This window comes from Thalassobaculum sp. (assembly GCF_040219615.1).
Classification (GTDB): domain Bacteria; phylum Pseudomonadota; class Alphaproteobacteria; order Thalassobaculales; family Thalassobaculaceae; genus Thalassobaculum_A.
In genome coordinates this window covers 212,746-228,026 of the sequence record NZ_JAVJSE010000013.1, presented here as the reverse complement: position 1 = coordinate 228,026, position 15,281 = coordinate 212,746, and the positions used below count along the sequence as shown (strand labels likewise).

Sequence of the window (15,281 nt, the reverse complement as noted above, 5' to 3'; positions counted from 1 at the left end):
GTTCGTGCGGACCTATTGGTGGGCCAACCCGGGCTGGGTGACGCTGCTGCTCATGGTGCCGATCAGCCTGATCGTCGCCGCAATGCCGAAGCAGGCCTATCTGGAATTCGACCAGGCCCGGCAGTTCTTCGCGGGCACCCAGCTGCTGGTCGCCCTGGCCGGAATGCTGGCGTTCGCCGCGGGCAGCGGGATCGTCGGATACGTCACCCGCAGCGCCCGGCGCCAGAAGACCGGGGGCGCGCCCGCCAGCCGGATCCTGCACAGCCACTACCGCCGGGTGATGCTGCTGGTCGGTCTGGTGGCGTTCGCCGGGAACATCGCCGTGGTCCTGCCGGTGCTCGCCGATCCCGGTCTGGTGATCGCGTTCCTGAGCGGCAAGGCGTCGGTGTTCGCGCTGCTGAAGGAACGCACTCTGCAGGTGCCGGGCCTGACCTCGGTCAGCAACCTGGCGGCCCTGTTCGCCGCCCTCTACGCGCTGAAACCCAAGATCGCCGACCGGCCGCTCGACTGGTTCGACCACAGCTTCGCGGCCATGGTGTTCTTCGCCGTGATGATGCGCGCGGTCTTCAATTCCGAGCGGCTGGCGATCATCGAGGTGGTGCTGCCGATCGGGATCATCTGGTTCGGCACGGTCGGCGCGCGCTGGCGGGCCTGGCTGGCGTTCGCGCCGATCCTCGGGATCGTCGGAATCGTAACGCTGTTCGCGGTGACCGAGTATTTCCGGTCATGGACCTACTACCGCTACTACTACACCGACTACACCGAATTCGTGCTGTCGCGCATCTGGGGCTATTACCTGACGGCGCTGAACAACGGCGCCGGGCTGGCCGAACTGTATCTGCCGACCTTCGACGGCGCCTATACCATGAACTGGTTCTACCGGTTCCCGCTGTTCCCATGGGTCGAGGCCGACGAGCCGACGTTCTGGGAATACGCCTTCCAGTATGCCACCGAGGAATTCAACAACACCTCGGGGATCTTCGCGCCGATCCACGATTTCGGCGCGGTCTTCGGCATCCTCATGTGGTTCTTCCTCGGGGTGCTCAGCGGTCGGATCTACGACGGCTACGTCCAGGGCAAGTTCCAGTACATGCTGATCCACCCGACCTGGATGATCGGGGTGTACGAGATCCTGCGGCTGTTCTACTGGGGCTCGTCGAAGTATTTCCCGACCCTGATCGTCACGGTCGCGATCGTGGTCTTCATGGTCCGGCATCGCGAGGTCGCGACCGCCCCGATCGTCCAGCGCAGCGTGCATCCGCTGGCACCGGTGGGCGGCCGCGGCGACCGGAGCCGCGGGTGACCGGGTGGCTCAGCCCGTCCGCAGGGAGTCCAGCCAGGCCCGCACGCCGGCGGCCAAGTCGGTCTCGAAACGATAGCCGTCGGCCAGCAGGCGGTCCGGCCGGGCATCGGTGCTGACCAGCAGCTTGCGGACCCGGTCGCGGTTGATGCCGGTCCTGAGGCCGAGGCCGCCGAGCAGCTCGAGCACGAAGGCGGCGGTCATCACCGCGCCGGTCGGGATCGTCAGCCGCGGCGGCGACAGGCCGGCCTCGAGCGCCACGGTCCGGGCGATCGCCTCGATCGTGGCCGGTTCCGGATAGGCGAAGTTGGCCCGGTACACCGGTTCGTCGCGGGTGCCGCAGAACGCCATGGCGCGCACCAGTTCGCCGACATAGCCGCAGCCCTTGACGGTGTCGCGGCGGCCCGGGAACACGAAGGCCCGCCGCCGCAGCTGCCGCAGCAGCCGGTCGAAGTTGCCGCGCTCGCCGCGGCCGAACACCACGGCCGGGCGCAGGATCGCCAGCCGCCGGCGGCCCGGATCGGCCTCGACCCAGGCCTCCTGCACCGCCTCGGCCAGGGCCTTGGAACGGCCGTAGGCGGATTCCGGGCGCAGCGGCGCGGACTCGCCGCACGGCTCCTCGCGCGGGCCGTAGACCGAGATGCTGCTGGTGAACAGGATCCGCGGCACCCCGCGCAGGGTGGCGTAGCGGCAGGCGTTGACCGCGCCGGCGACGTTGGTCTCGTAGTAGGCGTGGTCGGGGTGGCCGGGGGTGCGGTGGATGGCGGCCAGGTTGTAGATCCGCTCGACTGACTCCGGCACCACCTCGGCGAACGGCCGGCGCACGTCGCCATGCCGGTAGTCGACCCCGGCGACCGGTCGTTCCGGATCGGCAATGTCGACCGAGATCAGCGGCCGCACGCCGCGCGACGCCAGGTCGGCGAGCAGGTGCCCGCCGATGAACCCGGCGCCGCCGAGCACCAGGGCGCCCCCGATAGTGTCGTCACCGGGCATGTCAACACCGGGCATGTCGACACCGGTCATGCCGGCGCCGCCCGCGGCACCAGGATGAGGTCGGCGTCCTCGGCCGGGATGCCGTCGGGGCGCGGGCGCGAGCTGTGCCGGTCGGAATCCAGGACGTCGTAGCCGAGGGTGTCGGCCAGCGCCTGCAGCCGGGCCACGTCGGCGCCGAGCGACGGGTGGGTGTCCAGCAGGATCACCGGGCGGTGGCGGGCTATGCTGTCGCGTGCGCCCTCCAGCACCGCCACCTCGGCCCCCTCGACGTCGATCTTGATCATGTCGAGGCGGTCCAGCGCGAAGCTGTCCAGCCGCGCCACCGGGACGGTGATCACGTCGCGGTCGCGGTGCTCGAGCCCCGGCAGCAGCGAATGCCAGCCGCTGACCGAGGACCGGAACAGTTCGGCCTCGCCGTCGCGGTCGGACAGGGCGATCGGATGCACCTCGACCCAGGCGAATCCGTTCAGGGCGACGTTGTCCCGGATGATCCCGACGTTGCCGGGATCCGGCTCGAAGGCGACCACCCGGCCGCCGGGCCCGACGATCCGGGCGGCGATCAGCGCGAAGTCGCCCTCGCTGCAGCCGACGTCGACGAACACGCCGCCCGGGCCCAGCCGGGCCTCGATCTCGGCGGTCTTGCGCAGCTCGTAGAGGCCGAGCGCCCGCAGCAGGCTCATCAGCGAATGACCGACGTCGATTCGCATCGTCACGCCGTTGGCGCGGAACCGCCGGCGGCGGCCGCCGAGCAGGATACGCGCCAGCGGGAACAGCGCTGCGACGGTCCAGGCCTTGAGTGTCGAAAGCATTGGAGGCTGGGCCGATCCGATCTGCCGCGTACCTCGACTGTATACCCGACCGACAGTCCCGGTGCTACGTTCGCCGGGATGTGGAAAAGCCCTGGACGAGCGGGTTCTAGATGCTGACCGACATGGTTGTCGTGACCTTCATGAAAGTCGCGGGAACCGCTCTCTGGCTGGTTTACACCGTGCTCCTGGCGCGGCTTCTCACGGCCGACGACTACGGCCTGGTGATGTATGCGGTGACGGTGCTGACGATCGCCGGGCCGCTCACCTGCTTCGGGCTGAACAGCGCCATGCTGCGCCACGGCTCGGTATACTGGCACCAGGGCCGGCCGGCCGCGCTGGCCGGGCTGCTGGGCGAGGCCCGCCGGACCATCGTGCTGACGTCGCTGCCGGGCGCGCTGCTGGTCTGGGCGACCTTCGAGGCCGCGCTGGGGGTCGGCACGGCGGTGCCGTGGAGCGTGGTGGCGATCGTCGCCGTCGGCCTGCCGCTGTACGGTGCGATGGACCTGCACCGCGAGACCCTGCGGGCGGTCGACCGGGTGCTGGCCGGCTTCCTCGGGTTCAACATCCTGCGCGCGCTGATCCCGGGGCTCGCCGCCGTCGCCCTGGCGCTGGCCGGCTGGCTGACGGTGGAGACCGCGTTGGCGGCGTTCGTCTGCGGCCTCGCCGTGATCGCGGCACTCGACGCCCGGCGGATCGCCGCGACCGTCGGACATCTCGCGGCGGTCCGCGACCGCTTCGAGCGGACCGAATGGTACCGGATCGCCCGGCCGATGGTACTGGCCGAGGCGCTCGGTCACTGGATCGCCCGCGGCGACGTGGTACTGGTCGGCGCCCTGTTGGATCTGCGGGCGGCGGCGATCTACCTGACCGCCCAGCGGCTTGCCGTCCTGGTAACCTTCGTGGTCGACGCCGTTCGCCTGACCCTCGAGCCGATGGTGGCGCGCCGCTTCGCCGACCGCGACCAGCCGGGCCTGCAGGACCTGATGGCCCGCGGCAGCCTGGCGTCCTTCGCGACCGGCATGCCGATCGCCCTGGTGATCGCCGGCGGTGGCTGGCTGCTGCTCGGCCTGTACGGGCCGGACTTCCAGTCCGGCTGGGCGGTGCTGTGCATCCTGACACTGGGCCAGATGACCACGGTGCTGGCCGGCCCGGTCAGCGCGGTGTTGCGGATGACCGGCCTGGAACGGCCGCTGACGGCGGTCCAGTTCGCCAGCGCGGCCGGCCTGTCGGCGGCGGTGCCGGCCGGGATCGCGCTGGGCGGTACCGAGGGCGCGGCGGCCGGCGCGGCGATCGTTACCGCCGCCAGCAACCTGGCCTATCTGGCGATCACCCGGCGCCGGCTCGGCCTGCGCTGCGGTCCCGGCTCCGGGATGTTCGCGCCGGCCCTGGTCCGCGCGGTGCTGGCGGAGACCCTGCGGCGGATCCCGACCCTGTTCCGGACCCCGGCGCCATGACCGGGACCGTGACCGACGGTACGACCGCGCCCGGAACCGGCGCCGGCACGCCGCTGTCGATCGTGGTGCCGACGGTCGGCCGGGTCGAGGAGGTCGGGCGGCTGCTGGACTCGCTGCGCCCGCAGCTCGGCCCGGGCGACCAGCTGGTGGTGATCGACCAGAACTCCGACGACCGGCTGGGCCCGGTGCTGGCGGCCGCCGCCGACCTGCGGCCGGAACGGGTCCGGGCCGAGGCGCGCGGTGCCTCCCACGCCCGCAACGTCGGCCTGGCGCATGTCCGCCGGGCGGTGGTCTGGTTCCCGGACGACGACGGCTGGGCGACGCCTGGCCAGCTCGAGGCGATCCGCCGGTGCCTGGAACGGGAGCCGGAGACCGACGTGGTGGCCGGGCGCATCGTCGACGAGGACGGCCGGCCGTCGATGGGGCGCTGGCCGGACCGGCCGGTGCAGGCGACCCGCGGCAACGTCTGGCGGGTCGGGGCCGAGGCGACCATGGTGTTCCGCCGGCGGTTCTTCGAACGGGTCGGCGGTTTCCGCGAGGCGATCGGCGTCGGCAGCCGCGGCCCCTGGGGCGCCGGCGAGGGCCAGGACCTGCTGCTGCGCGGCCTGGCGGCCGGCTGCCGGATCGGCTACCGGCCGGACATCGTGTTCGGTCATCCGAACAAGTTCGAGCGCGACGAGGCCGCGATCCTGCGCAAGGCGGCGTCCTATGCCCGCGGCGTCGGCTACGTGATGGGCGTGAACGGCTACTCGCCGCTGGAGCTGGTGCCGCATCTCCTGAAGCCGCTGGTGGCGATCGTACTGTTCGCGGTCGCCGGCCGCCGCGGCCGGGTGCGCTACTACGCGGGCCAGCTGGTCAATCGCTGGCGCGGCTGGTGGGCCGGCCGGCGAGACCGAGGGTTGCCGCCAGACGCTCTGCCGCCGCCCGCCACGTGAACAGGCCGGCGCGCGCATGGCCGCGCGCGATCAGGTCGTCACGGGCCGGGTCGTCTGCCGCCAGCCGGTCGATCGCCGCGGCCATGTCCGCCGGGTCGTCCGGGTCGACCAGCCGGGCGGCGTCGCCGCAGACCTCCGGGATCGAGGCGCGGTCGCTGGCGATCACCGGGCAGCCCAGGGCCATGGCCTCGAGCGGCGGCAGGCCGGAGCCTTCGTAGTAGGACGGAAACAGCAGCGCCAGCGCGCCGGCGTACAGCCCGGCCATCTCGGCATCGTCGACCGCGCCCAGGAACACCGCCCGGTCGCCGGGTCGCGCCGCGGCCGGGGCGTCGGCCGCGAACACCCGGGGGTCGGCGGCGCCCACCACCGCCAGCCGGAGGCCCGGATCGCCGACCCGGCCGATCGCGGCGAGCGCGCCGGCCAGGTTCTTGTTCGGATGCGGCGAGCCGACGAACAGCACGTAGCGCCCCGGCTCCAGGCCGTGGCGGGCCGGCGCGCCGCCGTCGACGGCGAGGCGGGCGACGTGCTCGGTCCCGCTCGGCAGCACCGTGCAGCCGTGCCGGTTGGCGATGCCGTGCGCCGCCAGCCGGTCGGCCGAGAACCGGGAGACCGTGAACAGCGCCTCGGCGCGCCGGGCCAGCACCGGCAGCAGCCAGCGCATGGCGGTCCGGAATTTCCAGCCATAGCCATCCGGGCGGTCGAACACCGAGGCGTCGTGGATCAGGATGGCGTTGCGCCGGTGCAGCAGCGGCGCGGTGTTGCCGAGGTTGATCAGCAGGCTGCCGCCGGCGGCGCGCGGCAGCTCCCACTGCTCCCAGGCGTAGCCGGTGCATCGGCCAATCCGGCGGACCGTCGTGCCGTCCAGCCGCAGCCGGCCGGTGTCGGCGTCCGGCGGGGCGAGCACCGTCAGCGGCGACCGGCCGTCCGACGACAGCAGGCCGTCGAGCGCCGTGACCAGTTCCGCCGCGGCCCGCTGCACGCCGGTCTGGCGTTGGGCCAGGAAGCGGCCGTTGACGTAGACCGGGGCGGGCCAGGATTCCGGTCCGGATTCTGGCGCGGACTCTGTCATGCCGGGCACGGCGTTCCCGTCGGTCGGTGGCCTGGAGGACTCAGCTTAGAGCAGCTGCCAGTCCGTCGGTACGTTGCCGATATGCGCGAAGGTCGGGGCCTCGGCGTCGTTGAACATGAACACCCCGATGTCGCCGCTCGGCGCCTGCGCCAGGATGCCCATGCCGCCGTCGCCGTCGAGTTCGCGGATCGCCAGGATTTCGAGGTTGCCGTCGAAGCCGAAGTCGTAGCGCTGCTCCGGGCTGTCGCCGTTCATCTCCCAGACCGACATGACGCCGTTCTGCTGGTTGCGCCACAGGATGTCGGCGTTGCCGTCGCCGTCGAAATCGTCGACCCCGGCGATCGACCAGTCGGACGACACCCCGAAGGTGGTGCCGCGGATCGGCTCGTCGGTGCCGTCCATCTGCCAGACCGCGACCAGGCCGTCCTGCTCGTTGCGCAGCAGCAGGTCGGCCTTGCCGTCGCCGCCGAAGTCGTCGACCGCGGCCACGGTCCACTCCTGTCCGAGCCCGAGCACGTTGCCGCGCGCGACCTCGCCGCCGCCTTCCGACGACCAGATCGCCAGGCTGCCGTCGTTCTCGTTGCGCCACAGCAGGTCGCTGTCGCCGTCGCCGTCGAAGTCGGCCGTGGTGTTAAGCGCCCAGTCCTGCGAGATGCCGTGGACCGCACCGCGGGTCGGCTCGTCGGCGCCGTTCATCTCCCAGATGGCGATCGAGCCGGTATCGGTGTTGCGCCACAGGATGTCCTGGCCGCCGGTCCCGAACTGGTCCACCGCCTCGATCGACCAGCTGTTGTCGATCCCGAGCAGGTTGCCCTTGGCGAGCTCGTCCAGCCCGTTGGTGCCCCAGACCGCGATGCTGCCGGTGCTTTCGTCGCGCCACAGGTAGTCGTCGGTGCCGTCGCCGTTGAAGTCCTCGAAGGCCGCCAGCTCGTAGCGGGTCTCGATGGCGTGGATGTTGCCGAGCGAGATCGCGTCGGTGCCTTCGGCCGACCAGATGGCGAAGTCGCCGGTCTCCTGGTTGCGCCACATGTAGTCGTCGGCGCCGTCGCCGTCGACATCGCCCTTGCCGGCGAGTTGCCAGGCCGAGTCCAGCCCGTAGGCGTCGCCGAACTGGGCGGCCTCGGTGCCGTCGATCTGCATGGCCTGGACCGGTCCGGCCGCAGCGCGGAACAGGAAGGTCGGCCCCTGCAGTTCCGGCGGGCCGGTCAGGTCGCGGGTCTCGGTCACGTTGCCGGCTTCGTCGACGAACCAGGCGGTCTCGAAGCCGGAGATATTCAGGGCGTCGAGATCGGTGCCCTGCGCCACCACCACGACGTCGGTGCCGTCGCCGCCCTCGATGGTGCTGTCGCCGAAGGCCGCCCAGACGGTGTCGTCGCCGAGGCCGGCATACAGCGCGTCGCTGCCGTCGCCGCCATAGAGGATGTCGGCGCCGTCGCCGCCCGACAGCACGTCGTTGCTGGCTCCGCCCGACAGGACGTCGTTGCCGGCGCCCCCGGAGAGGGTGTCATGGCCGAAGCGGCCTGACAGCGTGTCGTTACCGTCGCCACCTACGAGGATGTCGTTGCGGCTGCCGCCGACCAACAGATCGTCGCCGGTGCCGCCATTGAGCAACGCGCTCCCGAAGGATCCGGACCCCGCCAACAGCGTGTCGTTGCCGGCGCCGCCCGACAGCGTGTCATCCTGGAGGCTGCTTTCCAGGCTCCCGATCATGCTGTCGTCGCCGTCACCACCGACCAGCAGATCGGACCAGCTGCCGCCGACGAGCGTGTCGCCACCGGCGCCACCTGACAGGGTGTTCGCGCCGCTACCGGCATACAGGGCATCATTGCCGTCGCCGCCCGACAGCGCATCGCCGGATCCGAAGGCATCCTCGCCGTCGCCGCCGGACAGGGTGTCATCGCCTTCGCCGCCGATCAGGACGTCGGCACCGCTGCTGCCGACCAGCAGGTCGTTGCCGCCGCCGCCGGACAGCGTGTCGTTGCCGTCGCCGCCGGACAGGGTGTCGGCGCCCAAGCCGCCGATCTGCAGGTCGTTGCCGCTCTCGCCGAACAGCACGTCGTTGCCGCCGCCGCCCGAGAGCGTGTCGTTGCCCGCTCCGCCGTCGACCACGTCGTCGCCGTCACGGGCCGAGACCAGGTCGTCGCCGGCGAGTGCCGAGATGGTGTCGGCGCCGGCGGTGCCGAGCAGGGTGTCGTCGCCGTCGGTCGGGCCGAACGGGTTCTCGAAGCCGTCGGCCTCCAGGGCCGCCAGGTCGGCGGGCTCCTCGCTGGACACCGCGCTGGCACCGTCGGTGGTCGAGCCGCCGTCCCAGGACCAGCTGATCTCCAGGGTACCGCTGTCGGCCTCGGTCCAGTGGTAGGTGGTGCCGGGGCCGGAGGTGACGGTGCCGTCCCGCGGGTCGGCGGTGCCGGACAGGTCGACCGTGACCTCGAGGCTGTCGCCGTTCGGGTTGGTGATCTTCCAGATCTGCTCGAGGTTGCCGTCGTTGTTCAGGTCGACGACGCCCATGGACTCGACCGAAAGGGCCTGCGGCGACTGGAAGGTCAGTGTCGAGGACCCGACCTGCGAGCCCTCGTCCATGGTGTAGGCGGTGAAGATACCGGTCAGGTCGAAGCTGGCGTCGGCGTTGCCGTCGCCATCGGAGTCGACGGTGACGGTGGTGGTGCCGCCGCTGCGGGTCAGGGTGACCGCGGCGACGCCGGAATCGAGGTCTGCGACCTCGACCACGTCGCCGTCGGTGTAGTCGGCGATGGTGTCGCCGTCGATGTCGGCGAGCGAGCCGGCGGCGAAGGTGTCGTTGCCGTTGCCGCCGACCAGCAGGTCGATGCCGCCGCCGCCGGCGACCACGTCGTCGCCGTCGCTGCCGACCAGGGAGTCGGCGCCGTCGCCGCCCGACAGCGAGTCGTTGCCGCCGCCGCCGATCAGGGTGTCGTTGCCGCCGCCACCGGCCAGTGCGTCGGCGTCGGCGTCGCCGACCAGCACGTCCTCGGCGTCGCCGCCCGACAGGTCGTCGGCACCGTCGCCGCCATACAGGGTGTCGAGGCCGGCGCCGCCGCTCAGGGTGTCGGCATCGGCACCGCCGGACAGCTGGTCGTTGCCCTCGCCACCGCTGAGCGCGTCGTTGCCGGCGCCACCGCTCAGGACGTCGGCCTCGCCGCCGCCGCCGATCTGGTCGTCGCCGTCGCCGCCGGACAGGGCGTCCGCGCCGCTGCCGCCCGACAGGGTGTCGGCGTCGCCGCCGCCGGCCAGCGTGTCGTCGCCGTCGTTGCCGGCCAGCACGTCGGATCCGGCACCGCCGACCGCGATGTCGTTGCCCGCGCCGCCGGAGAGAACGTCGTTGCCGTCGCCGCCGGTCAGGGCGTCGTTGCCGCTGCCGCCGAGGGCGCTGTCGTCACCGCCGCCGCCGTCGACCGCGTCGTCTCCGGTCCCGCCCGAGAGGGCGTCGTTGCCGGCGCCGCCCGCGAGGCTGTCGTTGCCGCTGCCGCCGGACAGGGCGTCGGCCTCGGTGCCGCCGTCGAGCGTGTCGTCACCGTCGCCGCCGCCCAGCGTGTCGCTACCGATGCCGCCCGACAGCAGGTCGTTGCCGGCAGCCCCCGACAGGATGTCGTCGCCGTCGCCGCCGGTGATGGTGTCGTCGCCCGCCGTGCCGGTCAGGGTATCGTCAGGGGTGCGGTAGACGATGGTCTCGACGTTGCGCACGTCAGTGCCGACCAGGTCGGCCCGGCTGTCGACATACAGCGTGTCGTCGCCGTCGCCGCCGTCGATCACTGCGTCCCCGGCACCGCCGTAGATCGCGTCGTCGCCGCTGCCGGCCGAGAGCGTGTCCGCGCCGTCGCCGCCCGAGAGGACATCGTTGCCCGCACCGCCCGAGAGCGCGTCGTTGCCGGCGCCACCCACTATGGTGTCGTTGCCGATCCCGCCCGACAGGGTGTCGTCGCCCGACGTGCCCTGGAGCTCGTCGTCATGGTTTGCATAGACGATGGTCTCGACGTTCCGTACGTCGACGCCGTCGAGGGCCGCCCGGTTCTCGGCGTACAGCGTGTCGTCGCCGTCGCCGCCGTCGATCACCGCATCGCCGGACCCGCCGTAGATCGCGTCGTCGCCGCTGCCGGCCGACAGGCTGTCTGCACCGTCGCCACCCGAGAGCACGTCGTTGCCCGCACCGCCGCTCAGCGCGTCGTTGCCCGCACCGCCGACCAGGGTGTCGTTGCCGATGCCGCCGCTCAGTGTGTCGGCGCCCGAGGTCCCGCTCAGGAGGTCGTCGTCGTTCGCGTAGACGATGGTCTCGACGTTGCGGACGTCGACGCCGTCGAGGGCCGCCCGGTTCTCCGCGTACAGCGTGTCGTCGCCGTCACCGCCGTCGATCACCGCATCGCCGGACCCGCCGTAGATCGCGTCGTCGCCGGAGCCGCCCGAGAGGCTGTCCGCCCCGTCGCCGCCCGAGAGGACGTCGTTGCCGGCACCGCCGGAGAGGGCGTCGTTGCCGGCACCGCCGACCAGGGTGTCGTTGCCGATGCCACCGCTGAGAGTGTCGTCGCCAGCGGTACCCTGCAGCGCGTCGTCGTGGTCAGCGTAAACGATGGTCTCGACGTTGCGCACGTCGACGCCGTCGAGCGCGGCGCGGTTCTCGGCATACAGCGTGTCGTCGCCGTCGCCGCCGTCGATGATCGTGTCGCCGGCACCGCCGTAGATCGCGTCGTCGCCCGAGCCGGCGGAGAGCGTATCCGCGCCGTCGCCACCGGAGAGGACGTCGTTGCCCGCACCGCCGCTCAGCGCGTCGTTGCCCGCACCACCGACCAGGGTGTCGTTGCCGATGCCACCGCTGAGCGTGTCGTCGCCAGCGGTACCCTGCAGCGCGTCGTCGTGATCGGCGTAGACGATGGTCTCGACGTTCCGGACGTCGACGCCGTCGAGGGCCGCCCGGTTCTCGGCATACAGGGTGTCGTCGCCGTCGCCGCCGTCGATGATCGCGTCGCCGGCACCGCCGTAGATCGCGTCGTCGCCAGCGCCGGCCGAGAGCGTGTCGGCACCGTCTCCGCCCGAGAGCACGTCGTTGCCAGCGCCACCGCTCAGCGCGTCGTTGCCCGCACCGCCGACGACCGTGTCGTCGCCGATCCCGCCGCTCAGTGTGTCGTCACCGCTGGTGCCCTGAAGCTCGTCATTGTGATCGGCATAGACGATCGTCTCGACGTTCTGCACGTCCACGCCGTCGAGGGCTGCCCGGTTCTCCGCATACAGGGTGTCGTCGCCGTCGCCGCCGTCGATCACCGCGTCGCCGGCGCCGCCGTAGATCGCGTCGTCGCCGGAGCCGGCCGAGAGCGTGTCCGCTCCGTCGCCCCCCGAGAGAACGTCGTTGCCGGCACCCGCCGATACCAGGTCGTCACCGGAACCGCCGTAGATCGCGTCGTCGCCGCTGCCGGCCGACAGGCTGTCTGCACCGTCGCCTCCCGAGAGCACGTCGTTGCCGGCCCCGCCGGAGAGGGCGTCGTTGCCGGCACCGCCGACCAGGGTGTCGTTGCCGATGCCACCGCTCAGTGTGTCGTCGCCCGAGGTCCCGCTCAGGAGGTCATCGTCGCTGGCGTAGACGATGGTCTCGACGTTCCGGACGTCGACGCCGTCGAGGGCCGCGCGGTTCTCGGCGTACAGCGTGTCGTCGCCGTCGCCGCCGTCGATCACCGCGTCCCCGGCACCGCCGTAGATCGCGTCGTCGCCGCCGCCGGCCGACAGGGTGTCCGCGCCGTCGCCGCCGTACAGCACGTCGGCGCCGCCGCCGGCCACCAGGCTGTCGTCTCCGTCGCCGCCCGACAGGGTGTCGGCCGCCCAGTTGCCGACCAGGGTATCGTCGCCCGCGCCGCCGTCGAGCAGGTCGGTGCCGCCGAGGCCGGTCACGGCGTCGTCGCCGTCGCCGCCCGAGAGGATGTCGTTGGCCCAGCCGCCCGACAGGGTGTCGTTGCCCGCGGCGCCGATCAGCGTGTCGTTGCCGCCGCCGCCGACGATCAGGTCGTCGCCGTCGATGCCCGACAGGCTGTCGTTCTGCCAGTCGCCGGCCAGGGTCTGGTCCTCGCCCGGCTGCGGGGCGTTGGTGTAGACGACGGTCTCGACGTTGCGCAGGTCGACGCCGTTCAGGTCGCTCTGGCGCCCGACATACAGGGTATCGTCGCCGTCGCCGCCGTCGATCACCGTGTCGCCAGCACCGCCATAGAGCGCATCGTTGCCGGCGCCGCCGGACAGCGCGTCGTTGCCGGCCCCGCCGCTCAGCGTGTCCGCGCCCTCGCCGCCCGAGAGCGTGTCGTTGCCGGCGCCGCCGACAACCAGATCGTCTTCAGCGCCACCGAGCATGCTGTCGTTGCCGTCGCCGCCCGACAGCAGGTCGGATCCCTCGCCGCCGGAGATCGTGTCGTTGGCCGCGCCGCCGAACAGGCTGTCGCCGCCGTCACCGCCGACCAGGGTGTCGTTGGCCGCGCCGCCGCTCAGCGCGTCGGCCCCGGCCCCGCCGGACAGGACGTCGTTGCCGTCGCCGCCGGCCAGGCTGTCGTCGCCGTCGCCGCCGATCAGGGTGTCGTCCTCGGCGCCGCCGGAGAGCACGTCGGACCCGGCGCCGCCGGACAGCAGGTCGAGGCCGTCGCCGCCCGAGAGCAGGTCGTTGCCGGCGCCGCCGGAGAGGCTGTCGCCGGCACCGCCGCCGGACAGGGTGTCGTCGCCCTCGGCCCCGATCAGGGTGTCGCTGCCGCCCTGTCCCCGGATCAGGTCGTCGCCGTCGATGCCGGACAGGCTATCGTTCTGCCAGTCGCCGACCAGGGTCTGGTCTTCGCCCGGCTGCGGCGCGTCGCCGTAGACGATGTGCTCGACGTTGCGGACCTCGACCCCGTCAAGGTCGCCGCGCTGCGCCACGTACAGGGTATCGTCGCCGTCGCCGCCGTCGATCACGGTGTCGCCGGCGCCGCCGTACAGCAGGTCGTTGCCCGCACCGCCCGACAGCGCGTCGTTGCCGCCCCCGCCGCTGAGGGTATCGTCGCCGTCGCCGCCGAGCAGGCTGTCGTTGCCGTCGCCGCCGGACAGCAGGTCGGTACCGGAGCCGCCGGAGAGCGTGTCGTTGGCGGCACCGCCGAACAGGCTGTCGCTGCCGTCGCCGCCGACCAGGGTGTCGTTGGCCGCGCCGCCGCTCAGCAGGTCGTTGCCGTCGCCGCCGGCCAGGCTGTCGTTGCCGTCGCCGCCATGCAGGCTGTCGGCACCGCCGGCCGCGACCAGGGTATCGTCGGCCAGGCCGCCGCTGAGCGCGTCGTTGCCTTCGCCGCCCGACAGCCGGTCGTTGCCGTCGCCGCCGACCAGGGTGTCGTCGCCGGCACCGCCGCTCAGGGTGTCGTCCTCGGCGCCGCCCGAGAGGCTGTCGTTGCCGTCGCCGCCATACAGCATGTCGCTGCCGGCGCCGCCGGACAGCAGGTCGTTGCCGGCCCCGCCGGACAGGGTGTCGCCGGCGCCGCCCCCGGACAGGGTGTCGTCGCCGTCGCCCCCAACCGCCAGGTCGGCGCCGTCGAGGCCGCGCAGCACGTCGTCGCCGCTACCGCCGGACAGGGTGTCGCCGGCCCAGTTGCCGGACAGGGTGTCGTTGCCGGCGCCGCCGACCAGCCGATCGGCATCGCCGCGCCCGAGCAACAGGTCGTCGCCGTCGCCGCCGGACAGGGTGTCGTTGTCCCAGTTGCCGGACAGGGTGTCGTTGCCGGCGCCGCCATACAGCAGGTTCTGGCCGCCGCCGCCCTGGATCAGGTCGTTGCCGTCGCCGCCCGACAGGGTGTCGTCGCGCCAGCCGCCCGACAGGGTCTGGTCGCCGCCGGCCGGCGTCTCGGGGGTGTCGGTGTAGACGATGTGCTCGACGTTGCGGACGGTAATGCCGTCCAGGTCCGCGGCCGAACCCACATAGAGGGTGTCGTTGCCGGACCCGCCGTCGATGTAGCTGTCGTCGGAATCGGCGTAGATGGCGTCGTCGCCGTTGCCGCCGGACAGCCGGTCGGCGCCGTCGCCGCCGTAGATGGTGTCGTCGTCGTTTCCGCCCTTGACGGTGTCGCTGCCGGCGCCGCCCGAGAGCAGGTCGTCGCCGTCGTTGCCGCTCACCTGGTCGTTGCCGTCGCCGCCGGACAGCGCGTCGTTGCCGTCGCCGCCGGACAGGGTGTCGATTCCGCTGCCGCCGACCAGGGTGTCGCTGCCCGCGCCGCCGCGCAGCAGGTCGTTGTCGGCGCCGCCGGAAAGAACGTCGCTTCCGCTCTCGCCGTAGAGGGAGTCGCGCCCGGAGCCACCCGACAGGGTGTCGGCGTCGTCGCCACCGTACAGGATGTCCTTGCCGCTGCTGCCGGAGAGCAGGTCGTTGCCGTCGCCGCCGTAGACCCGGTCGTCGTTGCCACCCGCCGAGATCACGTCGTCGCCGCTCCGGCCGGACAGGGTGTCCTTGCCGGAGGTGCCAACGAGCGTGTCGGCGTTGCTGCTGCCCACGATCGGGTCTTTCTTCTTCTTCGCCACGGCGACCCCCCTTGTTCCGCCGGTCGAGCTAGCTCGGCCGGCGTCCCCGCCATGCCCGGTCCCGTGGTTGGGCGCGGCAGGGGTTTATGCGGATTCCGAGAGGCATATGAGAACGCAGACGAACGACCGCTCGCCCGCAACCCCCGATGCGCTCCCCACGAACGCAGAATGCACTTCGGAGGTTAAGATAGGGTGACTATTTCAGTATTT

At 72.2% G+C, this 15,281-nt stretch carries 7 protein-coding genes; 3 read left to right on the top strand and 4 right to left on the bottom strand.

Features of this window, described 5'->3' with window-relative positions; translation table 11 throughout:
* The first annotated feature begins 4 nt into the window (after positions 1–4).
* Positions 5–1,303: an O-antigen polymerase gene (locus tag RIC31_RS08585; RefSeq protein ID WP_350105190.1), complete on the top strand. Its 1,299-nt coding sequence runs from the start codon at positions 5–7 to the stop codon at positions 1,301–1,303.
* A gap of 9 nt (positions 1,304–1,312) precedes the next feature.
* Here RIC31_RS08585 and RIC31_RS08580 read toward each other — a convergent pair whose 3' ends face one another.
* On the bottom strand, positions 1,313–2,323 hold the full coding sequence (locus RIC31_RS08580; protein WP_350105188.1) for an NAD-dependent epimerase/dehydratase family protein: 1,011 nt from the start codon (positions 2,321–2,323) through the stop codon (positions 1,313–1,315).
* Entirely contained in the window at positions 2,320–3,102 is a 783-nt protein-coding gene (locus RIC31_RS08575) for an FkbM family methyltransferase (protein ID WP_350105186.1), read from the bottom strand. The genes RIC31_RS08580 and RIC31_RS08575 overlap by 4 nt, the downstream gene beginning before the upstream one ends.
* 110 nt (positions 3,103–3,212) lie before the next feature.
* On the opposite strand from RIC31_RS08575, the gene RIC31_RS08570 reads away from it, so the two are divergent.
* Both RIC31_RS08570 and RIC31_RS08565 read left to right on the top strand, forming a co-directional pair.
* A complete protein-coding gene (locus RIC31_RS08570) occupies positions 3,213–4,556 on the top strand; it encodes a lipopolysaccharide biosynthesis protein (RefSeq protein ID WP_350105185.1) in 1,344 nt (447 codons plus the stop codon).
* Positions 4,553–5,491 (top strand): glycosyltransferase family 2 protein, encoded by a 939-nt coding sequence (locus RIC31_RS08565; protein ID WP_350105183.1) that lies wholly within the window; start codon positions 4,553–4,555, stop codon positions 5,489–5,491. Before RIC31_RS08570 ends, RIC31_RS08565 begins: the two co-directional genes overlap by 4 nt.
* Here the strand turns inward: RIC31_RS08565 and RIC31_RS08560 are convergent.
* Together RIC31_RS08560 and RIC31_RS08555 are read right to left on the bottom strand one after the other, a co-directional pair.
* A complete protein-coding gene (locus RIC31_RS08560; protein ID WP_350105181.1) occupies positions 5,412–6,560 on the bottom strand; it encodes a glycosyltransferase family 4 protein in 1,149 nt (382 codons plus the stop codon). The two genes, RIC31_RS08565 and RIC31_RS08560, sit on opposite strands and share 80 nt — an antisense overlap.
* Positions 6,561–6,605: 45 nt before the next feature.
* Entirely contained in the window at positions 6,606–15,071 is an 8,466-nt protein-coding gene (locus tag RIC31_RS08555) for a hypothetical protein (RefSeq protein ID WP_350105179.1), read from the bottom strand.
* Positions 15,072–15,281 lie beyond the last annotated feature (210 nt).